At 24.8% G+C, this 25,382-nt stretch carries 30 protein-coding genes; 24 read left to right on the forward strand and 6 right to left on the reverse strand.

Annotation, left to right across the window (positions count from 1 at the left end):
• Positions 1–65: 65 nt before the first annotated feature.
• Together KYD98_RS13915 and KYD98_RS13920 are read left to right on the forward strand one after the other, a co-directional pair.
• Entirely contained in the window at positions 66–560 is a 495-nt protein-coding gene (locus KYD98_RS13915; protein WP_219780651.1) for a GNAT family N-acetyltransferase, read from the forward strand.
• Between the two features lie 258 nt (positions 561–818).
• On the forward strand, positions 819–1,361 hold the full coding sequence (locus KYD98_RS13920; protein WP_219780652.1) for a YcxB family protein: 543 nt from the start codon (positions 819–821) through the stop codon (positions 1,359–1,361).
• A gap of 89 nt (positions 1,362–1,450) precedes the next feature.
• Here the strand turns inward: KYD98_RS13920 and KYD98_RS13925 are convergent, their stop codons facing one another.
• Positions 1,451–2,086 carry a hypothetical protein gene (locus tag KYD98_RS13925; RefSeq protein WP_258049828.1) on the reverse strand — a complete coding sequence of 212 codons (636 nt, stop codon included), beginning with the start codon at positions 2,084–2,086 and terminating at the stop codon, positions 1,451–1,453.
• Positions 2,087–2,500: 414 nt separating this feature from the next.
• On the reverse strand, positions 2,501–2,944 hold the full coding sequence (locus tag KYD98_RS13930) for a GNAT family N-acetyltransferase (protein WP_219780653.1): 444 nt from the start codon (positions 2,942–2,944) through the stop codon (positions 2,501–2,503).
• Between the two features lie 213 nt (positions 2,945–3,157).
• Between KYD98_RS13930 and KYD98_RS13935 the strand changes: the two genes are divergently transcribed.
• From KYD98_RS13935 to KYD98_RS13965, 7 genes are all read left to right on the forward strand, one after another.
• The gene (locus KYD98_RS13935; protein WP_219780654.1) at positions 3,158–4,207 is read left to right on the forward strand and encodes an alpha/beta fold hydrolase; all 1,050 of its coding nucleotides are present in this window, start codon (positions 3,158–3,160) and stop codon (positions 4,205–4,207) included.
• Positions 4,204–4,956 carry a MerR family transcriptional regulator gene (locus tag KYD98_RS13940; protein WP_219780655.1) on the forward strand — a complete coding sequence of 251 codons (753 nt, stop codon included), beginning with the start codon at positions 4,204–4,206 and terminating at the stop codon, positions 4,954–4,956. Before KYD98_RS13935 ends, KYD98_RS13940 begins: the two co-directional genes overlap by 4 nt.
• Before the next feature lie 93 nt (positions 4,957–5,049).
• On the forward strand, positions 5,050–6,252 hold the full coding sequence (locus tag KYD98_RS13945; RefSeq protein ID WP_219780656.1) for a M28 family peptidase: 1,203 nt from the start codon (positions 5,050–5,052) through the stop codon (positions 6,250–6,252).
• 209 nt (positions 6,253–6,461) lie between these two features.
• A complete protein-coding gene (locus KYD98_RS13950; protein ID WP_219780657.1) occupies positions 6,462–7,001 on the forward strand; it encodes a transglutaminase domain-containing protein in 540 nt (179 codons plus the stop codon).
• Between the two features lie 168 nt (positions 7,002–7,169).
• Positions 7,170–7,553, forward strand: coding sequence for a BlaI/MecI/CopY family transcriptional regulator (locus tag KYD98_RS13955; protein ID WP_219780658.1), 384 nt, complete (start codon positions 7,170–7,172; stop codon positions 7,551–7,553).
• 5 nt (positions 7,554–7,558) lie between these two features.
• Entirely contained in the window at positions 7,559–9,283 is a 1,725-nt protein-coding gene (locus KYD98_RS13960; protein ID WP_258049830.1) for a M56 family metallopeptidase, read from the forward strand.
• A 295-nt stretch (positions 9,284–9,578) separates the two neighbouring features.
• Positions 9,579–10,556, forward strand: a complete 978-nt coding sequence (locus tag KYD98_RS13965) for a phage tail tip lysozyme (RefSeq protein WP_219780659.1) — start codon at positions 9,579–9,581, stop codon at positions 10,554–10,556.
• A 96-nt stretch (positions 10,557–10,652) separates the two neighbouring features.
• Here KYD98_RS13965 and KYD98_RS13970 read toward each other — a convergent pair whose 3' ends face one another.
• Entirely contained in the window at positions 10,653–11,303 is a 651-nt protein-coding gene (locus KYD98_RS13970) for a hypothetical protein (RefSeq protein ID WP_219780660.1), read from the reverse strand.
• Positions 11,304–11,494: 191 nt separating this feature from the next.
• Between KYD98_RS13970 and KYD98_RS13975 the strand changes: the two genes are divergently transcribed.
• The 5 genes from KYD98_RS13975 to KYD98_RS13995 all read left to right on the forward strand — a co-directional run bounded on the left by KYD98_RS13975 (position 11,495) and on the right by KYD98_RS13995 (position 16,995).
• The gene (locus KYD98_RS13975) at positions 11,495–11,650 is read left to right on the forward strand and encodes a hypothetical protein (protein WP_219780661.1); all 156 of its coding nucleotides are present in this window, start codon (positions 11,495–11,497) and stop codon (positions 11,648–11,650) included.
• A gap of 110 nt (positions 11,651–11,760) precedes the next feature.
• Positions 11,761–12,810 carry a galactose ABC transporter substrate-binding protein gene (locus KYD98_RS13980; RefSeq protein ID WP_219780662.1) on the forward strand — a complete coding sequence of 350 codons (1,050 nt, stop codon included), beginning with the start codon at positions 11,761–11,763 and terminating at the stop codon, positions 12,808–12,810.
• 458 nt (positions 12,811–13,268) lie between these two features.
• A complete protein-coding gene (locus tag KYD98_RS13985) occupies positions 13,269–14,876 on the forward strand; it encodes a permease (RefSeq protein WP_219780663.1) in 1,608 nt (535 codons plus the stop codon).
• A gap of 286 nt (positions 14,877–15,162) precedes the next feature.
• Positions 15,163–16,002: a TIGR03943 family putative permease subunit gene (locus tag KYD98_RS13990; protein ID WP_219780664.1), complete on the forward strand. Its 840-nt coding sequence runs from the start codon at positions 15,163–15,165 to the stop codon at positions 16,000–16,002.
• A 486-nt stretch (positions 16,003–16,488) separates the two neighbouring features.
• A complete protein-coding gene (locus KYD98_RS13995) occupies positions 16,489–16,995 on the forward strand; it encodes a transglycosylase SLT domain-containing protein (RefSeq protein ID WP_219780665.1) in 507 nt (168 codons plus the stop codon).
• 308 nt (positions 16,996–17,303) lie between these two features.
• Here the strand turns inward: KYD98_RS13995 and KYD98_RS14000 are convergent, their stop codons facing one another.
• Positions 17,304–17,756 carry a hypothetical protein gene (locus KYD98_RS14000; RefSeq protein WP_219780666.1) on the reverse strand — a complete coding sequence of 151 codons (453 nt, stop codon included), beginning with the start codon at positions 17,754–17,756 and terminating at the stop codon, positions 17,304–17,306.
• A 17-nt stretch (positions 17,757–17,773) separates the two neighbouring features.
• Entirely contained in the window at positions 17,774–17,935 is a 162-nt protein-coding gene (locus tag KYD98_RS14005; RefSeq protein ID WP_219780667.1) for a hypothetical protein, read from the reverse strand.
• A 466-nt stretch (positions 17,936–18,401) separates the two neighbouring features.
• Between KYD98_RS14005 and KYD98_RS14010 the strand changes: the two genes are divergently transcribed.
• The 10 genes from KYD98_RS14010 (at position 18,402) to KYD98_RS14055 (ending at position 24,178) form a co-directional block, all read left to right on the forward strand.
• Positions 18,402–18,785 carry an iron-sulfur cluster assembly scaffold protein gene (locus KYD98_RS14010; protein WP_219780668.1) on the forward strand — a complete coding sequence of 128 codons (384 nt, stop codon included), beginning with the start codon at positions 18,402–18,404 and terminating at the stop codon, positions 18,783–18,785.
• Positions 18,785–19,624, forward strand: coding sequence for an MBL fold metallo-hydrolase (locus KYD98_RS14015; protein WP_219780669.1), 840 nt, complete (start codon positions 18,785–18,787; stop codon positions 19,622–19,624). Before KYD98_RS14010 ends, KYD98_RS14015 begins: the two co-directional genes overlap by 1 nt.
• Positions 19,625–19,979: 355 nt before the next feature.
• Complete coding sequence (locus KYD98_RS14020; RefSeq protein WP_219780670.1) at positions 19,980–20,345, forward strand: NifB/NifX family molybdenum-iron cluster-binding protein; 366 nt, start codon at positions 19,980–19,982, stop codon at positions 20,343–20,345.
• Between the two features lie 18 nt (positions 20,346–20,363).
• Positions 20,364–21,194: a P-loop NTPase gene (locus KYD98_RS14025; RefSeq protein WP_219780671.1), complete on the forward strand. Its 831-nt coding sequence runs from the start codon at positions 20,364–20,366 to the stop codon at positions 21,192–21,194.
• On the forward strand, positions 21,185–22,033 hold the full coding sequence (locus KYD98_RS14030) for an ATP-binding protein (protein WP_219780672.1): 849 nt from the start codon (positions 21,185–21,187) through the stop codon (positions 22,031–22,033). Before KYD98_RS14025 ends, KYD98_RS14030 begins: the two co-directional genes overlap by 10 nt.
• Positions 22,034–22,069: 36 nt before the next feature.
• The gene (locus KYD98_RS14035; protein ID WP_219780673.1) at positions 22,070–22,429 is read left to right on the forward strand and encodes a C-GCAxxG-C-C family (seleno)protein; all 360 of its coding nucleotides are present in this window, start codon (positions 22,070–22,072) and stop codon (positions 22,427–22,429) included.
• Between the two features lie 70 nt (positions 22,430–22,499).
• The gene (locus tag KYD98_RS14040; RefSeq protein ID WP_219780674.1) at positions 22,500–22,856 is read left to right on the forward strand and encodes a NifB/NifX family molybdenum-iron cluster-binding protein; all 357 of its coding nucleotides are present in this window, start codon (positions 22,500–22,502) and stop codon (positions 22,854–22,856) included.
• Between the two features lie 17 nt (positions 22,857–22,873).
• Positions 22,874–23,338 (forward strand): Fur family transcriptional regulator, encoded by a 465-nt coding sequence (locus KYD98_RS14045; protein ID WP_219780675.1) that lies wholly within the window; start codon positions 22,874–22,876, stop codon positions 23,336–23,338.
• On the forward strand, positions 23,316–23,771 hold the full coding sequence (locus KYD98_RS14050; RefSeq protein WP_219780676.1) for a DUF134 domain-containing protein: 456 nt from the start codon (positions 23,316–23,318) through the stop codon (positions 23,769–23,771). The genes KYD98_RS14045 and KYD98_RS14050 overlap by 23 nt, the downstream gene beginning before the upstream one ends.
• Before the next feature lie 26 nt (positions 23,772–23,797).
• Positions 23,798–24,178: an iron-sulfur cluster assembly scaffold protein gene (locus tag KYD98_RS14055; RefSeq protein WP_219780677.1), complete on the forward strand. Its 381-nt coding sequence runs from the start codon at positions 23,798–23,800 to the stop codon at positions 24,176–24,178.
• Between the two features lie 139 nt (positions 24,179–24,317).
• Here KYD98_RS14055 and KYD98_RS14060 read toward each other — a convergent pair whose 3' ends face one another.
• Positions 24,318–25,208 carry a 5'-nucleotidase, lipoprotein e(P4) family gene (locus tag KYD98_RS14060; RefSeq protein ID WP_219780678.1) on the reverse strand — a complete coding sequence of 297 codons (891 nt, stop codon included), beginning with the start codon at positions 25,206–25,208 and terminating at the stop codon, positions 24,318–24,320.
• Between the last annotated feature and the right edge of the window lie 174 nt (positions 25,209–25,382).

The raw sequence follows: 25,382 nt of genomic DNA on the forward strand, positions 1-25,382 counted from the left end.
TATTAATATGAAATTCCATTTTAATATATACCAATTAAAATGGTAGTTTGAAGGGGAGGTAAAAAATGACAATACAAACTGAACGATTGGAAATTATCCCGCTAACTCTTAATCAATTAAAACTATGGATTGAAGATATTCCTGCACTTGAAAAAGAATTAGATTGTTCCTATAAGGCAGAACCAATGCAAGGATTTTTTCTTGAAATAGTAAAGAATCAGTATGAAATAACCCTAAAAGATCCTAATAATTATTTATGGCATAGCTTTTTCTTCTTGATTCGCAAATGTGATAGGGTTGTAGTAGGTTCAGCAGATTTTAAAGATATTCCTAATGAAAATAGGGAAGTTGAGATTGGCTATGGTTTAGGTAAAGAGTTTGAGCATAATGGTTATATGACAGAAGCTGCAAAAACAATGTGTAACTGGGCATTAAAACAAAACGGTGTTACAAATGTAATTGCTGAAACTGATTTAGAAGGTTTAGCTTCTCAAAAGATTTTAGAACGTTGTGGATTCAAAAAGTATAAACAGGGAGAAACTCTTTGGTGGAGATTGTAAGTATAATATTTGAACTTAATTTGAGTTTAAAGAAAAAAGTAATTAATAAAATGTAAAAATATTGTGAAAAATTAATCTAGTGAAAAATAGACTACATTGTGGATATAAATCCCATAATGTAGTCTATTTTTATCTACTAGAATTTAAAACTTATATTAATTAATTGAAAAAACTTATCTTAAAATCAAATAGTATTTTACCATAATATGTTATAATAAAATAAGTAAATATAGTTTGATAGGTAGGAGAAGATTATAGATGGAAGTAGAATTTAAGATTTCAAAAGAAGAATTAATAGATTTTCATATGAGATATATTGCTAATACAACAATTTTTAAATATCAAATGATTTCTAATTTTATATTTAATTTTATGGTTTTTTTATTGATAATTTTTTGTTTTAAAGATCCTTTATATAAGGGTGCTGGTTTAATCACTTTATTTGTGATGCTATTATTTATAAAGAGAATTTTTAGATATAAATTAAGAAAAAAATTCTTTAAAATATATTCATTCGATAAGTATAAGAATTTATTTGAACAAACTAAATTAACTTTTACTGAAGATGGATTAAAGACTAGTACTAAATTTTCAGAAAAGGTTTATAAATGGGATTCTATAAAGAGCATACATTTAATAGAAAATTATATATTTATAAGAACAGTTAATAATGAAGACTTATTATTTTCAATACTTTCTTTTAATCCAATTGAAAATAAAGAGTTATTTTTAGATACAATAACTAAAAACACAAAATTAGAAATAGAAAAAGAATATCCTAAGGATGTTAAATATCTTTAAAACTAGATTTTATAAAATGATAGCATCTACTTTATAAATCACTTGAAAGTATATTATACGTGCAATAATTACATCTTAATCACGTAAAGTTAATTGCTTTTTTTCTTAATCCTTAAATAGAATTTATGAAATCCTATTATTGTAGGTGTGAAGATATAAGATAATAACAATAATGCTATAGCTGGTATAAATACATCTGACTTTGTTGTTTTTGCAATTATTATACCTAAAGCTGCACACAAAGAAGTAAATGATGATATCAATCCTTTATTTATTTTTATTTTTCTAAATCCATTTCTCATTTTATTTTTAATATTTTTTGCTATGGCAATAACTAAACATATATATATAATTATGCTTATAATAATTACAATCAAAGCTTCTAATAAATCTAGATTTTGTACAAAAATCATCATAGAAAGACTGAAATATAAAATTGAACTACCAATAAAAGCTACAGATGTATAAAGATTTATTAAAAATTCTAATCTTTCTGGAAAAATATATAGAATTAAAGAAATTAAATTGTACACACTCATAATAATAATAAAATTAATTATCTCAGACCAAGTAATTGATTTATTATATACAGCTATATTATAAATATCCACAGAAAGAAAATTCATTATATTGCAAATAAACATCACTAAACGTATCAATGATCTCATTTCTTGTTTTTCTTTTTTAGCTGAATAAATTTCCATGAATTCTTTATTGCATTTCATCTTAACTCTCCATTCCCTAGTCTTAACCTAATTAAATAGACATCTTACTTTTTATAATAATATTTATATTTTTAATCGATGTTATAAGAATTTTTAATATTATTTCTATATCTAATATTTTACCATAAAAAGGATTATTATTAGATGTAATTTATATATGAATATTAAATTATTTATTATATTTTATTACAAAAGATGTTATAAATATTATTAGAAAAGTAAGTAATTATATTTGTAACATAATAGTTAATCATAAATAATAATAAAATTATTGGATTATAGAGTATAAAGCTGATATAAATTTAGTTATGTTTTAATATAGTCTTGAAATTGAGTATTAAAAAAAATTATAGATGGAATTATCCACCTATAATGCTCCGATACACTTTTTATTTTATAGAATATTATATTAGTCTATTTTTTATATAACATATCTATATGTGGAATGTTATCTTCTAAATATTCCTTAGAAGTTTCTTTAAAACCAAGACTGCCATAAAAATCAACCAAATATGCTTGTGCTTGAATCTTAATCTCTTTCTCATTTAAATTTAATTCTATAAACTTGATTGCTTTTAACATCATTTCTTTTGATATACCTTTGCCACGATAATCTTTATGTACTAGTACTCTTCCAATAGACATTTCATTATATGAAACCCCTTTGTTTAAGATTCTTAAATATGCAATAATTTTATCGTTATCTTCAAGGTATAAGTGATGTGCGTTTTCATCTTTTCCATCACAATCTTGGTAAGCACACTGCTGTTCTACAATAAATACTTCATTTCTTATTTCTAAAATTTTATATATGTCTTTAATTTTTAATTCTTCAAATTTTTTTAGTTTCCAATCCAATGTTTTGCCCCCTTTTAATTGTTTATTTATTGTTCTATATGATATTTATTTTAACACAATTTACAAATTTCACACAGTATATATATTGACTCTTTATTCTTTAATCTTTTAGTTTTATAAATGAAAGTTCTATATTGATTTGAACTATAAAGTTTTTAATCTTATAAAATATGGTATAATTTAGAAATAAATTAATAATATGGAGAAAAATAAATGAAAAAGAAAATTATTAAAAGAATAATTCTTATAATTATATTATCTATTATTGCATTACTATTTAGGCCTACATACACACCAAGTATAGATGGTGATAAAAGTATTAGTAAATTAGTTAATATTAAAGTTTGTGGTCAGAATCAAACACTGTTAATCAGAGGAAAGAATAAAGAAAATCCTATTATTTTATTTTTACATGGTGGTCCAGGCTTAGCACAAATATGTTATGCAAGAAAGTACCAATCAAAGTTAGAAGATGATTTTTTAGTTGTTAATTGGGATCAGAGAGGTTCGGGAAAGTCATACTCATTTTTTATGAATAAAGATAATTTTACAAAAAATCAATTAGCAAAGGATGCAAGAGAGATAATTGACTATCTATGCAAGAATTACGGAAAGGATAAAATAATTCTAGTAGGTCATTCATGGGGAACTGAATTGGGTATGAACATAATAAAGAATGATTCTTCTAAAATCTTAGCATATATTGGAGTTGGACAAGTAGTTAATAATACAGAAGGAGAATGTATATCGTATGAACATGCTATAGATTTAGCAAAACAAAATCAAGACAATAGTGCATTAAATATTTTAGAGGACATAGGTAATCCACCTTATAAAGATGTCATAAAGGCTACATTAGAAAAAGAAAATATTATAAAGAAATATTGTCCATTAGAAAAAGATATTAATGTTACAAAAGATGTTGTTGAAGGATGTTTATTTTCACCTGAATCAAATTGGTTAGATGCAATAAAATATATATGTGGAAATAAGCTTTCTGCAGAGAAATTATGGGGAACAAATAAAGATTTCAATTTATTTAATGATGTGAAAAAAGTGGATATCCCAATTTATTTTTGTGCAGGGAGATATGATTACACAACTCCATCAGTTTTGGTAGAAAAATATTATAAAATGCTACAAGCTCCATATAAAGAGTTTATTTGGTTTGAAAATTCAGCACATTATCCACAATATACTGAAAGTGATAAATTTCATAACTTATTATTAGATATTTTAAAGACTAGAGGAGATATAATATGAAGAGTTATAAGACAATAGAATTAGCAAAAATGTTTAATCTTCATTCTAATACTATTAGGTTTTATGAGAGTATTGGTTATATTTCAAAAGCTAAGCGTAAACTTAATGGTTATCGTGAATTTACAGATAAACATGTTTTACAGTTAAAAATATGTAGACATATCTTAGGATATAGATATACAAATAGCCATATACGAGATATAGGAAAACTTATTATTACCTCGGCTGCAAAAGGTAATTTAATAGAAGGAAAACAATATGCTCATGATTATATTAAAATTATTGAAAATGAAATAGCTTTAGCAGAAAAAACATCTCAATCATTACATAAGTGGGCAGGGTTAAAACATGATATAGGTAATAGTAATAATATAGAAAAACTTTATACACGTAAAGAAGTAGCTTGTTTGCTAGGAGTTACTAGTGAAGCAGTTCGTAATTGGGAACGTAACGATTTAATAAAGTCAGATAAAAGAGGTAATAAAAAAGAAGTTTTATTTAATAAGATTGATTTAGATAGAATTCGGATAATTTATATGTTGCGACAGACTGGTTATAGTATGTCTGCAATTCATCGTTGTCTTATGGTTTATGACAAAGGACAAGCAGAATTAGTAATAGTTGCTCTTAATAAAATAGATAAGCAAGAACTATTATCAGCAGGAGATTGTTGGTTAAGTGAGCTAAGAAATTTAAAAGTAGCTGCAGAAAAAATTCCATTAATCTTTGATAAGTTAGAAGAAGCATAATATTAACCTTACAGTTGTACACCACCATATTTTTAAGTTGTATAGTTTGAATAAAGATACATTTTATACAATAAGCAATAGAAGGAGAATATTATGAACAATAGTGAATTATTAAAATTAATTACTAGGGAGCGTCCAGTAGGAACAGAAACTAATGCAGAGATATTAAATTATCTTGAACAAGAATTTATGGATACAGGTTATGAAGTTACATCTTTGCCATTTGACTGCGTTGTTTGGAAACATAAAAAATCTAAAATGAAAGTAGAAAATATAGAATTGGAAATTAATCCTAGTCCATTTTCAAAACCTTTTAATGGGAGTGGAAAGGCAGTGATTATAGAATATTTAAAACAATTACAAAATCAAAATTTGAGTGGAAAAATTATTGTATTATGTGGTGGGCTAACTGAAAGACCTTTACAACCTAAAGATTTTCCATTTTACTATCCAGATGAAGATAAGGTTATTATTTCATTATTAGAATCACAAAAACCTAAAGCTATTATATGTATTACAGGAAAAAGTCAGTTGAATGGTATGAATCCTTTTGCTATGTTTGAGGATGGCAATTTTTCTATTCCATCTGCATATATGAGTGTCGATATACTACCACAATTAAAAAAGCTAATAAATAAGAGTAAAGTTATTTCGTTGTCAATTAATTCTGAGAATATAATGGCAAGAAGTAGGCAATTAGTAGCACATAAAAAAGCTATTAATTCAAAAAGAAAAATTGTAATATGTGCACATATGGATACTAAGTATAATACTTTAGGTGCACTTGATAATTCAACTGGTGTTTGTGTTTTAATGAAAATAATGAATTATTTTAAACAAGTCTCTTATCCAATTAATATAGATTTTGTTCCGTTTAACAGTGAGGAATATTTTGGTGCTAATGGAGAGGTTAATTATTTAAATTATATTAATAATAATGAGAATGAGAATGAAATTTTATTAGTAGTAAATATTGATTCACCATGTCATATTAATTCACAAACTGCTATTTCCTATTATAATATGGATGCAAATATACAATCCATTATAAACAGTATTATAGAAAGACATAAGAATATAGTGAAAGGTAATGAATGGTATGCTGGAGATCATTGTGCATTTGCTTTAAAAGGTATACCATGTTTAGCTGTCACATCATCTGATTTATTTGATGGTGCTTTAGAATATACACATACACCTAAGGATACGTTGAATACGATTGATCTCCAATTGATAACTACGACTGCTAAATTTATATCAGATGTAATCAAAAAATTGGATTTAAATTTTAATTAAAAAGGATTAGAGAAATGAGTAAAGAAAGGCAATATTATTTTTTAGATGCTTTTAAAGATGCAATTATTATAGAAATTGGAAGGTGCTATCCTGGTGATCATGAATATTATTGCTGAAAAAAAGTATTTGTGGTTAATTACGGAATATGGGATTAATTTTTTATAAATTATAAATAGTAATTTGAAGGGGAGAGATTGGGGGGATTATACATGGACATTAATGAAATAAAATTTCCTAAAGATATATTTCAATATATGAATGACAATATAGAGTATGGGTGGATTGATATAAATGGTGATAAACATATTAAAATAATGAAAGATTTTAGAAAAATCTATAGAATATCTTCTATAGAAGAAACGATTGATAGTGGATTAGGGACATGTATAGAACAAGTCGCTTTAATGCATTATTTACTCGACAAGTTAAAGGTAAAAAATAAAATGTTCTGTTGTAGAATTTATGAACCAGATGATTATGGTAATTTAGAAGAGGAAGAACATATGCATTGTTTTGTACTTTACTATTTAAACAATAAGGTTTATCATATGGAACATCCTAATTTTGAGAAAAAAGGCATATATGAATATGATAGTGAAGAATCAGCAATTAATACTATTGTTAATTACTATATACAATTAAGGGGAGGAAAAGATAGTCCACTAGCAGAATTTTATAAAATCGAAAAGGGGTTATCGTTTAAAGAATTTAATAAGTACATTAATCAAGTTAATTTTGCAATTAAATGATATATATTTTCAAAACACAATTTATTTAGTGTTTTTTCGAATCATCTATAAATATTATGTCTAAAAATAGTATACAAAATATTCCAAAAATATATTGAACTTTCTTGATTACAAGTGTAAACTAAAAATAGAAATTACATTTGTAATCAGAAAGGAGCTTAAATAATAATGGACAATATACCTAAAATATCAAATGCTGAATGGGAAGTGATGAAAGTAATATGGAACTGTCCTGAAATTACATCAGTCAATATTATACGTGAACTAAAAGATAGAGTAGAATGGAAACCATCTACAATAAAGAGTCTAATAAATAGACTATTAAATAAAAACGTAATTGGATTTAAAAAATTAAGTAATGAATATTTATATTTTTCATTGATATCAGAAGATGAGTGTATAAAAGAGGAAAGTAAATCTTTTATTAATAAAGTATTCAATGGATCTGTTAAATCAATGCTTTTAAACTTTGTTGAATCCAAAGAAATATCCGAGACAGATATAGAAGAATTAAAAGACATACTCAAACAATCAAATAAAAAGAAAGGTTGATGTGTATGGATTTTTTGCATATTTTCGAAATTATTATATTATCTTCTTTGATTGGAAGTATAATTATACTAATTACATTAACTATTAATAGTATATTTAGATATAAGTTAAATCCCACATTTCGTTATTATATATGGTTAATATTAATTATAAAATTAATCTTTCCTTTTGGACCGGAAAACTCTCTGAATTTTTCTAAGATATACCAAAGAGTATATATAGAAAAGTATACAAATGAAACCTCATTAAAAGTACAAGAAAATTCTAAAAAACAATCTAAAAACACAAATCTAGATGATTTTAAATCAATAAATTCTTTTCAAAATTCAAATGATAATAAATTTACCCACAAAATTTATATACCGTTCAAAAATAAACTTCATATTGAAAAAATATTCTTTTTCTTATGGATATTAGGCGTCATATTCTTAACTTGTATGTTTATTTCAGCACATAAAAAACTTAAACAAATAGTTAAAACTTCTGTTAAAGATGTAACTGATGCTCATAAAGAAATTTTATATAACTGTATAAATATTATGCATATGAAAACTAAGGTAAAAGTATTATATTCTTCAAAAATAAGCAGTCCTTGTTTATGTGGATTAATTAAGCCAAAGATATTAATTCCAATAACTCTAGTAAAGAATATTAATGAAAAAGATTTTAAATATATTTTAATGCATGAGTTAACCCATTTAAAAAGGAAAGATGTATTAATAAATTGGATTATTATTTTATTGTCAATTATTTACTGGTTTAATCCAATAGTTGTTTATGGTCTTAAGAAAATTAGAAAAGACTGTGAATTTTCATGTGATAATAATGTAATGTCTTATTTGAATGAAGATGAAAATATACAATATGGTAATGTATTAATAAAAGTATTGGAATTGTGTAGATGTAATAATAGAGTTAGAGGGGCCACTTCAATGGTTAGGGATAATTTAGAGATCAAAAGGAGGATTATTATGATTTCAAAATATAAGAAAATAAATTTTAAGGGCATATTACTAGCTACTATTATTGTTGTTATTATAGGCGTGTTAGCAATCAAAGTAAATGCTTCAAAGCTAAATATTGATAATATTATAAAAGCAGAAGTTTCAGCTCCTGATAATATAGTTAATAATAATGAATCTAACCCTAAATCATTAACCACTACAAATAATATATCAAGTGATAACGCAAAGCCTGTAGGAGGATTGTCATCTGATATTATAATTTATAATAGTCATGCCGATGAAGCTTACCAATCTGGTATAAGTGTAACTGATATAGGTAAGTTAATTAATGATAAACTTTTAAAAGAAGGCATAAAAAGTGAGTTTATCAAGTGCACAGTTCCTAAAGAATATAATGAATCATATCAAAATTCACGTGATTTAATAACATCAAATGTTAAAGATTATTCAAATAATATTTTGTTAGACATGCATCGAGATGCAGCAAATTATTCTAAATCTGATACAAGAAAAATAACAGTTATTCTTGCTAAAAATAATCCTTATTATGAAAAAAATAAAGAATTTGCTGAAGGTTTATTACAAAATATAAATAATTCAAATGAAATTAAAACAGGAATAATTTCGTATAATCATGGAAAATTGTGTTTCAATCAGGATCTATCTAAAAATTCACTACTTATTAATTTGGGTAATGACATGTCTAATGATAGTGATATAGAAGCTTGTGTAAATGCACTTGTTTCAGCTTTAAAGAAATTTTAATTTTATAGTATAACAAAAAAACAATATATCGATAATTATTATATTCCTAATGTGAATACTTTATAAAAAACAGCAAAATAAAATGCCATAGCTTATAAATTATAATGTATTTGTAAAATGAAAAATGTAGATTTAAAATAGAATTATAGTATTGCTTATTAATAGATTAATTAAATTTCAGGTTTACAAAATATAATTTTCTCTCCTTTTAGTAAGTGTAAATTAAAAATCAAGCTTGATTAAATAACTTTTAATTTATACTAAAAAATAATTTAGAATTCGGAGGGATTATAAAATGGCAGAAAACATGACAGAAAATGCAAAGTATATATATTCATTTTTTAGAAATAAAGGTTGGACAGGTAACTCTATTTGTGCAATGTTAGGAAATATGCAAGGTGAATCTGGAATTATTGCAGATATTAATGAAAAAGGTGGAGGTGGAGGATATGGTTTAGTACAATGGACTCCAAAATCTAATCTTACTAATTGGGCAAATAGAAATGGATTAAATTATAGAACTGTTGATACACAATGTAGAAGAATACAATGGGAACTTGAAAATAGTCAACAATTTTATGCAACAAGAGCATATCCAATGAATTTTAGAAAATTTACTCAAAGTACAGATAGTCCTACTTATTTAGCAAAGGTATTTATAAACAATTATGAAAGACCTGCTAATCCTAACCAACCACAAAGAGGTGTTTGGGCTGAACAATGGTATAAACGTCTTGTTAATGGAGATACTTCCACAACCCCTTCTACACCATCAACTCCATCAACTGGAGGTAGCACATATACAGTTAAATCTGGTGATACTTTAAGTGGAATTGCTGCAAAATTTGGTGTTACTGTAGGTCAACTACAATCATGGAATGGAATCAGTAATCCTAATAAAATTTATGTAGGACAAGTTCTTAAAGTAAAAGAAAATACACCATCAACTCCATCTACTGGAGGTAGCACATATACAGTTAAATCTGGCGATACTTTAAGTGGAATTGCTGCAAAGTTTGGCGTTACTGTAGGTCAACTACAATCATGGAATGGAATTAGCAATCCTAATAAAATTTACGTGGGACAAGTTCTTAAAATAAAAGGATCTTCTGGTGGACATACTGGAAATATCACATATACAGTTAAGTCAGGTGATACTTTAAGTGGAATTGCTGCAAAGTTTGGTGTTACTGTAGGTCAACTACAATCGTGGAATGGAATCAGTAATCCTAATAAAATTTATGTAGGACAAGTTCTTAAAATAAAGAAGTAATTTGTAAATTTCTTTATAAAGACCAATCATATATTATATAAAAAATTTAATGGGCAGTAATAGCAGCAGCTACTATTGCCCATATTTTTATATTAACTATCCATGAAAATAACCAGTTCTTGATGAAACTACAACATAGGGGACTTCCTTACCATCATTTTCTATATATGCTTGATATAAATCATCATGTAAATGTTCTAATCTAACAACTTTTTCTCCATATTTATCATATAAATCTTGTTCAAATAACTTTTTCCAGTTATTAGCGATAGGAGCATTTAGAGTTATATATTCTGCAAATTTTTCTAAATTCTTAGAATTGCCACCACTTTTTATATATTGTTTATATAAACTTTCAATATCAACTTGATTTAAAAAACTTTTGCTCCACTTTATTTTTTGTGCTTCTGATTTATTTTCTTGACCATTAATAATATAATCTATAATTTTTTCTTTAATATTTTCATCAGTTGCACTATTTGGCGAATGAGAAGATTTATCATTAGAAGTATCAACAGATGTTTTTTCATTAGAAGAATTATTAGAACTTTCTTTTGTATTTTTTGATTTATTAGTATCATTAGAATTTTCTTTTATATTTTTGTGTTTGTAATTATCATCAGTACTTTCTATACTAGCTTGGTTTGAATTATTATTCACTAAATTATTTGTATTTTTAGATTCATTTGATGAGCAGGACGTTAGAAAAATTGTAAAAAATAATGAATAAGCAATTAGCTTCTTCATTATATCATCACCCCTTTTTTTACTAATTTTGTATTATAATTGTAATATATATGATATAATAGTGCAAAAATTTTTAAAAAATATAACTTTAAAAATCTGTATTATTTTAAGAATTAATATATTATTATTCTAAAAATAATTACTTAGAGTAAAATTATTAAATAGTTATATATAATTAAGGAGGAATAATTATGGAATTTTTACTAATTTTATTAGGATTATTATTTTTATATATTATAATACAATTTGCTATTGACAGGTCTATAAATACAAAAATATTAAAAGAAAATCTTAAAGTTTTAATAGAAATAAGAGAATTGCTTAAAAAGCAAAATAAAAATCTTTAACTAAAACATATAGTATTATGCTATTTAAGTTATATAGTAAATATGGCAGAATATTTTTTCATAAAAAACATATTATAAAATTAGTTAAATAAATAGTATGGAGGATTATAATGAGATGTTTAAAGAATCTACTAATTTTTATTATGGTTCTAATTACGACAATGTTTTTACCGATAGAAATTAATAAAAACAATACTTATGCTAATTCAAATTTTATTAAAAAAGCTCCTATTAAAATAGGCGTATTTTTACATGATTTTAATGAATATCTTACGCTTGTAAAACAAAATTTAGAAGATATTCAAAAAGAAAATCCAGATAAAGTTGAATTTACCTTTTTTGATGCAAAAGAAAATCAATCTATACAAAATGAAAGTATTGACAAAGCTCTTATAGAAGATTATGATGTTTTAATTGTAAATTTACATACTATAAAATTAAATGAAGTGGAAAATATTCTAAATAAAATAATTAAAAAAGATATACCATTAATTGTATTTAATGAACCAGACAAAGATTTAATAAACTTTGTTGGACGATATGGTGTTTTTATAGCAACTCTTGGTGAGGAATCTGGCATTTTAGAAGGGCAGATTCTGGCTGATGAATGGAATAATCATAAAGAAATTATAGATAAGAATAAAGATAACATATTGCAATATATTATGTTAAAAGGAAGAATTGGTAACCCATTAGTAGATCAAAGGACCAAGTTTGCAATTTCAACACTTAATGAAGCTGGAATAAAAACAGAAGAGCTTACATCATTCAATGGTGAGTGGAGTAAAGATTTAGCTAGAGAGGCTATTGAATCTATGTTTTTAAAATATGGGAACAGAATTGAAGCTATAATTTCAAATAATGATGCTATGGCAATAGGTGCTATTGAAGCCTTACAAAAATATGGATATAACAAAGGTAATAAATCAATGACTATTCCAGTAGTGGGAATTGATGGAATACCAGAGGCTATAGAATTGGTTAATAAAGGATATATGACAGGGACTGTTATCCAAGATCCTCGTGCTAATGCTGAAGCTCTTTATAAGGTTGGAATGAATCTAGCTTATAAAAAACCTCCTCTTGAGAATACAGATTATAAATTTGATGATACAGGAAATGTAATTAGATTACCTTACAAGGAATATAAAAAGCAATAATATATTTATATAAATAAAAACACCGTATTATTTAGTAGATAAATTTTACGGTGTTTTCATATTGTATAAAATTTAGATTAAAAAAATAAGATTTACTTAGTTATAATTTATCTTAAATAAAGTGTTTAATATTTACTCATAATCTCCTTCTTTCATAATTTTGTATGAAATTATAATATTCCTTAAAAGAGAATATGTTAAAGTTAAAACACAATTTACAAAGTGATTAAATATAAGAATAATTAAAAAATTATTACAATGATAGTATATGTAATATTATTCTTGTAATTTTATATATGAGCGAATATAATTTATTTAAATGTAAATGCAAATCTATTGCAAATAAGCGAGACTTATATGGAGACTAAAATAAATATAGTATCTGGATTTTTAGGTGCAGGAAGAATTTCTTTAATAAAAAGATATAAATAATCCAATCACAATTTAGAGGTGAAAAGATGAAGATAAAAATTGAAATAGTTATGGGGTTTCTTGGCTCAGGAAAAACTAATTTTATAAATTCTATGTTACAACAGGAAGAATTACAAAATGAAAGTATTGTAGTTATCCAAGATGAATTTGGAAAATGTGAAATAGAATCTGATTTTAATAATCATAAATCAAGTAAAATAATTGTAATAAAAAATGATGAAGGTAAAGAAATTGATGTAGATTATGTTAAAAAAATTATAAGTGAATATAATCCTAATAGAATTTTTATTGAAGTAAATGGTATGAAAAATTCTAATAATATTATTAATATATTTAATGAGAAAAGTATAACCAAAATATGTAGAATTGATGACATAATAAGTATAATTAATATAAGAAAATTTCCTATGTATTTTAGAAATATGAAAAGTATAGTTGGAACCCATATTTTTAATAGTGAAACTATAATTTTAAATAATATAAGTAAGTTAGAAAAGAATGATTTTCTAGATACACTAAAAGAAATTAAAAATATTAATGAAACAGCTAATATTCTTAAACATGTTTCTATAATAAATGAAAATCAAGAAAAAGAAGAAGATTATTTAGAAATAGAAAAGCATTCTTTTGTTTTTAATACTTTAGTATATTTAATTCCGTTAATATTTATATTAACTTACTTTATTATAATTACAACATTAAATATTGATATATCTAGTGAATACTTAGATAAATTTAGAAAGTTTAATACTATGTTTATAAGCATATTGATTCAAGGCTTACCTTTCATTCTTATTGGAAGTTTTGTATCAGCAATAATTCAAAGTTGTATATCGAGAGATAAGTTGATGAAATTATTTCCTAAAAATATTTTTTTATCATGCATAGTTGCAGCTTTGGCAGGGATATTATTTCCTATATGTGATTGTGGGACTATACCAGTTGTTAGAGGGCTTATGAAAAAGAAAGTACCAATAGCAGCAGGAGTTACTTTTATGTTAGCATCACCAATAGTAAATCCAATAGCCATTATTTCAACTATATATGCTTTTCAAGGAATGAAATCTGTAGTAATTTATAGGGTATTTACAGGTATAATAATTTCAATTTCAGTAGGTCTTATTATGCAGTTTTTTACAAAGAAAGATGAGGAAATTTTAAAAAGTAGTGAAGATATAATTGAGTGTAATTGTGGATTTTGTAATGAAGGTTATGATTATAATAAAAGCAAATTAGAAAAGGTAAAGTCTATATTTATTCATGCCGCAGATGAATTTTTTAATGTAGGAAAATTTATGATTATAGGAATTTTTTTATCTAGTATTTTCCAAAGTATATTATCATTAAATAATAGTAGCTATATTCCAAATGATAATAGAAGTTCACTTTTGTTTATGATAGGACTAGCTTTTTTACTTTCAGTATGTTCAACTTCAGACGCCTTTATTGCGAAAGGATTTTTAAAGCAATTTTCAATAAATTCTGTAATGGGATTTTTAGTAGTTGGGCCTATGTTAGATGTTAAAAACACAATTATGCTTTTGGGAAGTTTTAACAAGAAATTTGTATTAAAGTTAATATTTGTTATTATTATAGTGTCATTTGGAGTTTTAATTAATTGTAATTTAGCTTAGTATATAAGTTCCAATAAAGTTTGTTCATTAATATAAATTTTAGAATATTTATAAATAGTATTTCTTATTAGTAGAGTGAGGAACTTATATAGAAAAATTTATGATATTATGCTTCTAACTAGATATTTTTAATTAAAGATATAATTTTATATGAAAATTATATAAAAAGTATAAATGTAATAACTTAATTAGAACATATATATATTAAAAAATAACAGAATAATATGTTTTGCATACTATTTAGGTATTTTTTAATATTTTAAGATTGATTGAAAGAAGGTCAGATATGAAAAAATTAAATTCAGATATTATTATAAAGATATCAATATTACTTGGTTTTTCATTATTTTATTTTAAAATTATTGTAAATAATGAGTTGACAATGTATGTACATCCAAGAATTGTTCCTTTTGTAGTTTTTGGAATGATATCTATGTTTATAATTGCATTATTTTTAGTTAAAGATATTTTTCAAAATAAAAAGAAAAAAATTAAGTTTAAGAATTATATAATTTTTATGATTCCACTAATTATGATATTTTTTATGGAAAGTAATAGTGTAAGTTCTACTGCAATTAAAAGTAGTGATATCAATGTAAATACAACTTCTAATGTAATATCAGATAGTAATTTAAATAATCTTTCAAGAGATAATATTAATCAAGATAATAATTTAGAAAACGACTCAAGATCTGATGTGTATAAAGAAAAATATGAAAATAATCTACAAGTTACAAGTGATAAAAAGGAATTAGATATTAAAGATAATGTTATAAACATAAATTCCAAAAACTTTATATTTTCACTTGATGAAATTTTAGCGAATCCAGAAAAATATGTAGGACAGGACATAGAAATAACAGGATTTGTGTATAAAGATAAAAATATTAAAGAAAATGAATTTATAATAGGAAGATTTATGATGGTATGCTGTGCAGCAGATATGCAAATTGCAGGAATCAAGTGTGACATTAATAATCTAGAATCCTATGATAATGATACATGGGTAAAAGTAAAGGGAAAAATAAAAACTGACATTTATGAAGGTACTATAGAACCAGTTATAGTAGTTGAAAAGATAGAAAAAGATCTTAATCCAGATACCTCATATGTATATCCATTTTAAAATTTGGTTATGTTTTAAGTGAATGTTGATATTGTAGTATAAAGCTCATGGACAGGGGAATTTGCTTTAAGAACTCTAAAATAAAGCTTAGTCCAATTAATGCATGCTCCCAATCAAAGATTGTTGACAAGCAATTAATTGTACAAATCTTCATTGAGAGTTCTAAAAAGTAAATTTTAATGCCAGTTCGCCCTTATACTAGAATATCAACACTGTTTTAAAACATAGCGTAAAATTTATTGTAAAAGAATAAATTTTAATTAACAAAGGAATTGAAAAATTAGAATTAGATATTTTATAAAAATAGTACTATTTTGAAATATAAATTAAACTATAAAAATAAAAATACAAATTAACATTACGAAATTGAAAGAATATCGTAATTTAAATCGATACTAAAATAAAAATATTTAGTTTAAAATTAACCCATACCTTAGATAAGTGAAAAATAATTATTTAAGATTCATATAAATGGAGGGATTAATTTTGAAAAAAATATTTATAACATTAGGAATAATAGGAACATTAATAATTGGAGCAGGTATAGGTACTAGAAGTTTAGTATATCCATTAACTAATAAAGACACTATAAAAAAATATTCTAAAGAATATAATGTAAAGCCAGAAGTAATTGCTGCAGTAATACATTTTGAAACTAACTTTAAGCCAACACCTTATAAAGAAGGACATAAAGTTGGTTTAATGAACATAAATGATACTCAAGGTCTTAATATGGCTAAAGAAATGGGATTGAATATTACAAAACCTGAAGATATCGCATCCGATGATGTAAATATAGCACTTGGAACATGGTATATTTCTAACAATGGTGGTGATTCAAATTTAAATGATATGATGGGGCAATGGATTTTACGTAATAATGATGAAGATGATAAAGAAAAAATGGTTGAATATGCAAAAGAATATTATGGAGAAAAAGTAGAAAGCAGAGCTAAAGTTTATAAGATGTTATATCCAGAACTTCAATTTTAAATATATATTACTCTTCACAGTTAGCTTATATAAGCAATATGAAGAGTAAAAAAAATTATATCCTAAAGTAGAGATTTCAGAATTTCTATTTTAGGATTTTTATTAGGCATATGAATAAAAAATAATAAGTCCAAAATGCTCTGAGTATTTTTCGTTAGGCAAGGAAGCATATTTCTCTGATAGCTAGCCTATTAGGCAAATCTGCTGACGCAGTATAATGGAAAATAGGTTTGGCAAATGGACTTGTTATTTTTTTTGATTATGTCTTATCTTAAATTTTTTGCTTTAAGTAAAATTAACAAAATTCTTTATACTTCTTCATATATTAATTTTATAAAAATATTCTCTTCATGTTCATTTAATACATCATTTAGTTCATCTTGGTTAATAGGAGTTCCTAATTTAAGAAGATTGCTCATAAAACTATCTGAATTTGCATGAAATAAATATACTTCTGTTCCTAAATTTAAATCAATATTATTAGTAAAATATTCAGATGAATATTTTAAAAGATTTTCATCTATATTACAATTCCCGCTGGCAAAACCATTATTTTCATCATTGCCTAAAAGAAAGTTTATTTTATTATTTTGAAGATTCATAACTATAATTTTATTATCATTTTCTACTTTTTCACATGTGTTGTCTTTAAGCATACTTGTAATTCTTTGTTCCTTTATTTTTTCAGTATTTTTATAAACTTCATACATAAACGTTATCTTATAATTTTTGTCTTTAGGAAGATTTTTTAGATGATACATTAATACTTTATTTCCAGTTACATTAATACTTTATTTCCAGTTACATTTAATAAATAGGTCTCATTTTTGGATAATTCTTTATATACAAGTTCTGTTTTATTATTTCTAGTAAGATAACAACTTATTAATAATAGTGCTGAGACTAAAATTAATATCGTTAATTTTAATTTTTTGTGCATAATAGTTATATTCCCCCTTTTAAAAAGTTAAATAAATGTATAAAGAGCAATTACTATATTTAAAAATATTTAAATATTAATATAATAGATATAAATATCTATCTTATAATATGCAGTTTAATTTAAATTGCGTGCATGCAATTTTGTTACTATAAATTGATTATACAATATTTGGTATAATTAAGTATTGACAATATTTAATTCTTAATAAAACATTAATGAAGGATAAAATTAAAAAGTAAATCCTTTTTGTACTTCTAATTTTTATAACAATGTATTTAAAAGTAAATATATAATTATTGGCTTTTGACAATAATTATATATAAGAGTAATATAAAAATAACTAATTTTTATCAAATTAATATTAAATTTATTTTTTAGTATTAATTAAATGATTTATAAGTAAATTTTAAATTATTATCATAGTATATTATTGAAAAATAATTTTTAAATAGGAAGTAACTTTATGTGTATAGAAGAATTATCAGATACTCTTATAGATCATTTTAATTATCCAAGAAATATTGGAATAATTGATTATCCAAACGGAGAAGGATTTAATGGAGATCCAAAGTGTGGAGATTACTTAGAAATATATATAAGAGTAGAAAATAATTTAATTGAGGATATTAGTTTTTTAGTTTTTGGATGTTTTGGAGCCATTGCTACTGGTAGTATGACAATGGAACTTGCAAAGGGAAAAACTTTAGAAGAAGCTTTAAAGATTACTGAAGAAGATATTATACAAGCTTTAGGAGGATTGCCTGAAGACAAAAAGCATTGTTCTAATTTGGGGGTTACGGCACTCAAAAATGCTATTAAGGACTATTATAGTAAGGAGAAGAATTAATGAGTTTAAAAATAACAACTCTTATAGAAAATGAGCCTGATCAAAATAATTTTTTGATTAATGAACATGGACTTTCTTTATATATAGAAATTAATAATATAAAGATTTTGTTTGATACAGGTCAAAGTGGGAATTTTATTAAAAATGCAAAAAAATTAAAAGTTGATTTAAATAATTTAGATTATGTAATATTAAGTCATGGACATTATGATCATAGTGGTGGATTTATGAAGTTAGTAGAAAACATAAATAATTCATTTAAATTAATAGTTGGAGATGGATTTTTAAATAAAAAGTATAAATTATTAGAAGAAAATAAATATAGATTTAATGGTAATACTTTTGATGAAAAATTTATTAAACAAAATAATATTCCTACAAAGTATATTAATGAAGATACTTATAATATTAGTGAAGATGTAATTGTATTTTCTAACTTTGAAAGAAGTACTGACTTTGAAGTTCTTAATAAAAAATTTTATATCAAGAAAGATACTAAATATATAATTGATGAATTTTTAGATGAAATAGTATTAGCTATTAAAGTTAAGGAAGGATTAGTAGTTATACTTGGATGTTCACATGTTGGAGTTGTAAATATTTTAAAAACAATAATGAAAAGAACAGGTATGCCTATTTATTGCGTAGTTGGAGGAAGTCATTTAATTGAAGCAGATGACTTTAGATTAAAGAATACAATTAAATTTTTAAAAGAAAACAATATTTCTATTTTGAGATTGTCTCATTGTACAGGAGAAAAAGGTATAAGAGAACTTCAATGTGAATTTGGAGAAAAATTTGTATATAATAATACTGGCAATATTATTGAGATTAGTTAAAGATAGTAAATAAAAAGATTATATATGCTTTTTGTAAGTAGCAAACGAATGTGTTGAATTATTATTTAGACATATTTGTTTGCTATTTTTATTGTTTAGAAAATTATATCCTTAGAAAGTTATGGATAACTTAAATCATATTTTTAAAATGTTAAGAAATAAAAACTAAAGAATAAAAAGAATATATATTCGCCCGATTTTTCTTTTTTTACATGCATTCAAAAAGGTAAAAAAGTAAAAATTTATGAATTAACATATTTTAAATAAATAAAAATATAATTGGCATTTGACAATAATAAAAAATAGGAGTAAAATCATAATTAGCAAATGCCAATAAAGTTAGGGAGATGATTAAATGAAAATAGCAATTTCAGCAAAGGGAAAAAATATTGATGATTTACTTGATATGAGATTTGGAAGATGTGAGTATTTTCAAATATGTGATACAGAAAGTGCAGAGATTAAAATTTTAGAGAATAAAGGGATATTAGCAAGTGGGGGAGCAGGCATAGCAGCTTCTAATCAATTAATTGATGAAAATATAGATGTTATTATTACAGGAAATCTTGGTCCAAATGCTTTTGAACTTATTGAAAAAGCAGAGATTAAGGCATATAAATGTGAAAGTATTTCTATAAAATCAGCATTAGATAAATATAAAAATAATGAACTTGAAGAAATACAAATTGCAGGTATGTCACATCATGGAATGCATAATTAGATTGGAGGAATAGAGGCTATGAATATAGCAGTTCTTAGTGGAAAAGGGGGAACTGGGAAAACTACAGTTTCTACAAATCTTGCCCTTGCATTAAAAGCAAATTATATTGACTGTGATGTAGAAGAACCTAATGGATTTATATTTTTAAAACCTGAAATAAGTGAAGAAAAACAAGTTAAGATTGACTATCCTTTTATAGATTATAAGAAATGTGTTTCGTGTGGGAAATGTGTTGATGTATGTCAATTTAATTCTCTTGCAAAAGTTAAAGAAGATATAGTGCTTTTTAATAAGTTATGTCATGGATGTGGAGCTTGTAAAATTGTATGTAAATATGATGCGTTAACTTATAAAAAAAGAGAAATAGGAAAAATTGAATTTGGAAAAGCAAGGGGAATAGAGTGTAGAAAAGGATTGTTAAATATAAGTGAACCAATGGCTGTGCCAGTTATAAGGGAGCTTCTTAACGATTTGCCTGAAAACATTAATTTAATTGATTGTCCACCAGGAACTTCTTGTAATGTAGTAACTAGTTTAAAATATGCAGATTCAGCAATTCTTGTTACAGAACCTTCAGAATTTGGACTTCATGATTTAAAAATGGCTGTTGAACTTGTAAAAATGTATAACATTCCTTTTGGAATAGTGATAAATAAAGATGATGGAAAAGATAATATAATAAAAAAATATTGTAAAAATGAAAAAATAGATTTAATTGGAGTTATACCTTACAATAGAAATTCTGCAGTTTTATACTCTAATGGAGAAGTTTTATATGATGATTTAGAACATAAGAATTTATTTGATGATTTATCTAATAAAGTTAAGGAGGTGCTGAAATGGAATTAGTAGTTTTAAGTGGAAAAGGTGGAACAGGAAAAACTACAGTTGCCACTTCACTATCTGAACTTGCAAAAGATGTAATAAGAATAGATTGTGATGTAGATGCACCAAATTTATATATGTTTTATAAAGGTAATGATATTGAAAAAAATAAATTTTATGGAAGTAAAAAAGCTACTATAAATGAATTAAGTTGCATTCAATGTGGAAAATGTAAAGAAATATGTAAATTTAATGCTATAGAAGATTTTAAAATAAATTCATTTTTATGTGAGGGATGTGGAGCGTGCACTTTAGTATGCCCTAAAGAAGCTATAAAATTAGAAGACGAAAAAACAGCTGATACTTTTATTACTAAATTAGATAATGGAATAATATCAAGAGCAGAAATGGAAATTGGTAGCGATGGATCAGGAAAACTTATAAGTTATTTAAGGAAAAATGGTAGAAAGTTTAATTTAGAAGAAAAATTAACAATAATAGATGGTTCACCAGGAATTGGTTGTTCTGTAATATCATCTGTTACTGGAAGTGATGCAGTTTTAGTTGTTACCGAACCTACTAAATCAGGACTTGAAGACTTAATGAGAGTTGTTGCATTGTGTGAACATTTTGGTATTTTTACAATGGTTTGTATAAATAAATTTGATATAAATCTAGAAATGAGTAAGAATATAGAAAAATTTATTAAAGATAAGGGATTAAGTTTGGTAGGAACAATTCCTTATGATGATGATGTTATGAAATCTATAAATGAATTAAAACCAATTGTATATTATACAGAAAGTAAGGCATCAGAATCTATTAAAGAAATGTGGAATAATATAAAAAAAATTATTTATTAAAGATATAAAGCTTTTAGTTACAAAAGGAGATCATAAATGGAAAAAGTATTAGAATTTCATAAAGAAGGATATAATTGTGCAGAATCTGTACTTAAAGCATTTAATGAGGAAAATGGATTGAATATTCCAGTATCAATAGCTAGTCCTTTTGGTTCAGGAATGACTGTTGGAAGTACTTGTGGAGCAATAACAGGTACACTTATGGCAGTAGGAATGTTAAAAGGCAGAAATACAAATGAAGAAGTAAATAATTCAAGAACAGTTACAAGAGAAGTGATTAATAAAGTTAAAGAAAAATATGGAACAATTGAATGTATTGAACTTAAGAAAAAAGGTGTATCTTGTGATGAAATAATAAAATATGCTTATGATATATTAAAAGAATATTCAAAATAAGATTAAATATTGTAATTACAAATTACAAAATTATTAATATAAAATTTAAAATATTTAGGAGGAAATGAAAATGAAAATAGCAATTGCAACTCAAGAAAAATATGTAAGTGGACACTTTGGACACTGTGAAGGATTCACAATTTATGATTTAGAAGAAGGAAAATCTCTAAAAAAAGATTTTATACCTAGTCCAGGACATAAACCAGGATTTTTACCAGTTTTCTTAAAAGAAAAGGATGTAAATGTAATAATTGCAGGTGGTATGGGAGAAACAGCACAAGATCTTTTTAAAGAAAATAACATAGAAGTTTTTGTTGGAGTTCAAGGATTATGTGATGATGTTATTCAAAAGTTTATAAAGGGAGAATTAAAATCAACAGGAAGTGTATGCACTGAACATGCTCATGAAGGACACTGCAATGACTAATAATTGGGAATATATATATGGATAAAGATATTTCTTTTTATAAAGATATAATTCAAAAAAATGGACATAAATTTACTATGCAAAAAAGAATTGTATTATTAGAAATAATTAATTCTAAGACTCATTTATCAGCAAAAGAAATTTATGAAAAAGTTAAAAATGAAAATATTGGTTTTACTACCATATATAGAAGTTTAAAATTATTTAGTGATTTAGGTATAATAAAAGAAATAAATATTGATGGGATAAGTTATTATGAAATAAAAATTTTTAGTGGAAAGCCTCTGCATATTCATTTTAAATGTTCCAAATGTAATAGTATAATAGATATTGATGACAACTATTTAAATTTAGAGTATATTAAATTAAATAGAAAAGTTGAAGAAAAAAAGGCTGTAGAAGTAAATGATGTAGATATTATGCTAATTGGAATATGCAACAGATGCAAGGAGGATGAAGATGGCAAGACCAACAAAGTTTAGACGAGTAGAATTTTTCCCAGAAGATAACTATTTTGTACCTTGGGGAAAACCTAAATGTGAAATTGAAGAGATAGTTTTAAAGGTAGAAGAACTTGAAGCTATGAGATTAAAAGATATTGAAGGTTTAAATCAAGAAGAATGTGCTGAAAAAATGGAAGTCTCAAGACAAACATTTCAAAATATTATAGATAGCGCAAGAAAAAAGACAGCACTTGCTTTAACAGAAGGAAAAGCAATAAAAATAAGTGGTGGACATTATACTACAAAACTTTGTAAATTTAAATGTCTAGATTGTGAAACAGTTTATGAGATAAATTATGATCAAGATAGATTTATTTGCCCAAATTGTGGTTCAGAAAAAGTTATGTGCAATAAGAAAGCACAATTTTGTAAAGATTGGTGCAAGGGTAATAATAGAGAAATTAATACTTAAGGTTTTAAAGACGGGAAGTAGAGTATATGTTTAAAGAAGAATATTCAAATATTGTTATGGATCATTTTATGTGTCCTAGAAATATGGGATTAATAAGTAATTTAAATGGAGAAGGAACAAATGGGGACCCGAAATGTGGAGATTACTTAAATATATATATAAGAGTAGAAAATAACTTGATAGAAGATATAAGTTTTTTAGTATATGGTTGTCCAGCATCGATTGCTACAAGTAGTATGACAACAGAACTGGCAAAAGGTAAAACGTTAGAAGAAGCATTAAAAATTACTGAAGATGATATAATAGATGCTTTAGGAGGATTACCTGAAAATAAAAAACATTGTTCTAATCTTGGTGTTATGGCTTTAAAAAATGCTATTCAGGATTATTATAAAAGAAAAATATGATAATAAAAATATATGATAAATAATATAGTTATAATTTTTATTATAAAGTGTTTAGAGTTAGGGTTTGATTTTCTAGATACAAAGTTATTTAAAAGAGCCCAAAGTAGAATTTTAAGTTTTCTACTTTGGGCTCTTTTATTTATTTTTGAGCTTCACTAGATGTCCAAGTTCTTAAATGTGATTTTCTAACTTTATCCTTACCAGCTGCATCTAATTTCCAATAATCGCTTGATAAAGCACCTTCCCAATGTCCGTATACTGGATTTGGTAAGATAATAAAGTGAGTTCCAAAATTATCTTTATTTTTATCAACTAATTCATTTCTTTCTGCTACCCCTTTACCATAAGAACCAACAGGGAAATCACCTTCATCATCACCCATATAAATTATTACATTATAATCTTTAGTTATCTCATCCATTCTAGGTTGTTTATTACTAGAAGTAGTTTTTAAACGCATATGTTGTTTATCTACGCATGGATAACCTAATTTTTGAAGATTTTTTATTGTAGCGTCAAGTCCAGTTTTTTCATCTCTTCCTGTTACATAAAATATTTCCACGCCTTTACTTGAAGCATAATTTAAGAATTCTTTTGCGCCAGGCATAGCTTTAGCATCAGCGTGATCTACCCATTCTCCCCATGTTTTATCACTAAAAGCTTTATCTTTGCCAATCAATCCTGCTTCATATTCATTATTATCAATTACAGCTTCATCACAATCAGTAATTATAGCTAAAGGTTTATCTCCAGTTTTAAATTTTGAAGATTCTTTATCTACAATCATTTGTGCAGTATTATAAGCTTGATAGCATAAGGCTCTATATTCACCAGATGTTTGCATCCAAGCTACTCCCATTACTAATTGTTCATTTAAATCTTTTAAACTTTTATTAGATTCAGTACTTATTTTTTGTTGAGTATCCTTATCTTGTCCAATATTTGTAGTTGCTAAAGCAGTAGTGGATGAAGACATTAAGACAAAACTTAATGCCATTGACATTAAAAATTTCTTTTTACTTTTTAACATATAAACCCCTCCTATTTGTAAAAGATTACATATAAATATATTCTACATATGTATAAAATTTCCTTTAGGCTATAATATTTCTTTTTAAATTTTAACTGTGAATAATAATATATAAGTAAAATTTAATATCTTTGATTTAAAAAATATTTAAATCAAAGATATTTATGTTCTATA

Source organism: Clostridium weizhouense, assembly GCF_019431045.1.
GTDB lineage: Bacteria > Bacillota > Clostridia > Clostridiales > Clostridiaceae > Clostridium > Clostridium weizhouense.

Coding starts and splice junctions, on each gene's coding strand:
- KYD98_RS13970 (WP_219780660.1), bottom strand. CDS start 11,303: ATGAAGAAGCTAATTGCTTATTCATTATTTTTTACAATTTTTCTAACG.
- KYD98_RS13920 (WP_219780652.1), top strand. CDS start 819: ATGGAAGTAGAATTTAAGATTTCAAAAGAAGAATTAATAGATTTTCAT.
- KYD98_RS13980 (WP_219780662.1), top strand. CDS start 11,761: ATGAGATGTTTAAAGAATCTACTAATTTTTATTATGGTTCTAATTACG.
- KYD98_RS14020 (WP_219780670.1), top strand. CDS start 19,980: ATGAAAATAGCAATTTCAGCAAAGGGAAAAAATATTGATGATTTACTT.
- KYD98_RS14055 (WP_219780677.1), top strand. CDS start 23,798: ATGTTTAAAGAAGAATATTCAAATATTGTTATGGATCATTTTATGTGT.
- KYD98_RS13915 (WP_219780651.1), top strand. CDS start 66: ATGACAATACAAACTGAACGATTGGAAATTATCCCGCTAACTCTTAAT.
- KYD98_RS13935 (WP_219780654.1), top strand. CDS start 3,158: ATGAAAAAGAAAATTATTAAAAGAATAATTCTTATAATTATATTATCT.
- KYD98_RS13925 (WP_258049828.1), bottom strand. CDS start 2,086: ATGAAATGCAATAAAGAATTCATGGAAATTTATTCAGCTAAAAAAGAA.
- KYD98_RS13945 (WP_219780656.1), top strand. CDS start 5,050: ATGAACAATAGTGAATTATTAAAATTAATTACTAGGGAGCGTCCAGTA.
- KYD98_RS13975 (WP_219780661.1), top strand. CDS start 11,495: ATGGAATTTTTACTAATTTTATTAGGATTATTATTTTTATATATTATA.
- KYD98_RS13990 (WP_219780664.1), top strand. CDS start 15,163: ATGAAAAAATTAAATTCAGATATTATTATAAAGATATCAATATTACTT.
- KYD98_RS14060 (WP_219780678.1), bottom strand. CDS start 25,208: ATGTTAAAAAGTAAAAAGAAATTTTTAATGTCAATGGCATTAAGTTTT.
- KYD98_RS13965 (WP_219780659.1), top strand. CDS start 9,579: ATGGCAGAAAACATGACAGAAAATGCAAAGTATATATATTCATTTTTT.
- KYD98_RS13960 (WP_258049830.1), top strand. CDS start 7,559: ATGGATTTTTTGCATATTTTCGAAATTATTATATTATCTTCTTTGATT.
- KYD98_RS13950 (WP_219780657.1), top strand. CDS start 6,462: ATGGACATTAATGAAATAAAATTTCCTAAAGATATATTTCAATATATG.
- KYD98_RS14035 (WP_219780673.1), top strand. CDS start 22,070: ATGGAAAAAGTATTAGAATTTCATAAAGAAGGATATAATTGTGCAGAA.
- KYD98_RS14040 (WP_219780674.1), top strand. CDS start 22,500: ATGAAAATAGCAATTGCAACTCAAGAAAAATATGTAAGTGGACACTTT.
- KYD98_RS13955 (WP_219780658.1), top strand. CDS start 7,170: ATGGACAATATACCTAAAATATCAAATGCTGAATGGGAAGTGATGAAA.
- KYD98_RS14000 (WP_219780666.1), bottom strand. CDS start 17,756: ATGTATCATCTAAAAAATCTTCCTAAAGACAAAAATTATAAGATAACG.
- KYD98_RS14005 (WP_219780667.1), bottom strand. CDS start 17,935: ATGCACAAAAAATTAAAATTAACGATATTAATTTTAGTCTCAGCACTA.
- KYD98_RS14015 (WP_219780669.1), top strand. CDS start 18,785: ATGAGTTTAAAAATAACAACTCTTATAGAAAATGAGCCTGATCAAAAT.
- KYD98_RS14030 (WP_219780672.1), top strand. CDS start 21,185: ATGGAATTAGTAGTTTTAAGTGGAAAAGGTGGAACAGGAAAAACTACA.
- KYD98_RS14050 (WP_219780676.1), top strand. CDS start 23,316: ATGGCAAGACCAACAAAGTTTAGACGAGTAGAATTTTTCCCAGAAGAT.
- KYD98_RS13985 (WP_219780663.1), top strand. CDS start 13,269: ATGAAGATAAAAATTGAAATAGTTATGGGGTTTCTTGGCTCAGGAAAA.
- KYD98_RS13940 (WP_219780655.1), top strand. CDS start 4,204: ATGAAGAGTTATAAGACAATAGAATTAGCAAAAATGTTTAATCTTCAT.
- KYD98_RS14025 (WP_219780671.1), top strand. CDS start 20,364: ATGAATATAGCAGTTCTTAGTGGAAAAGGGGGAACTGGGAAAACTACA.
- KYD98_RS14010 (WP_219780668.1), top strand. CDS start 18,402: ATGTGTATAGAAGAATTATCAGATACTCTTATAGATCATTTTAATTAT.
- KYD98_RS14045 (WP_219780675.1), top strand. CDS start 22,874: ATGGATAAAGATATTTCTTTTTATAAAGATATAATTCAAAAAAATGGA.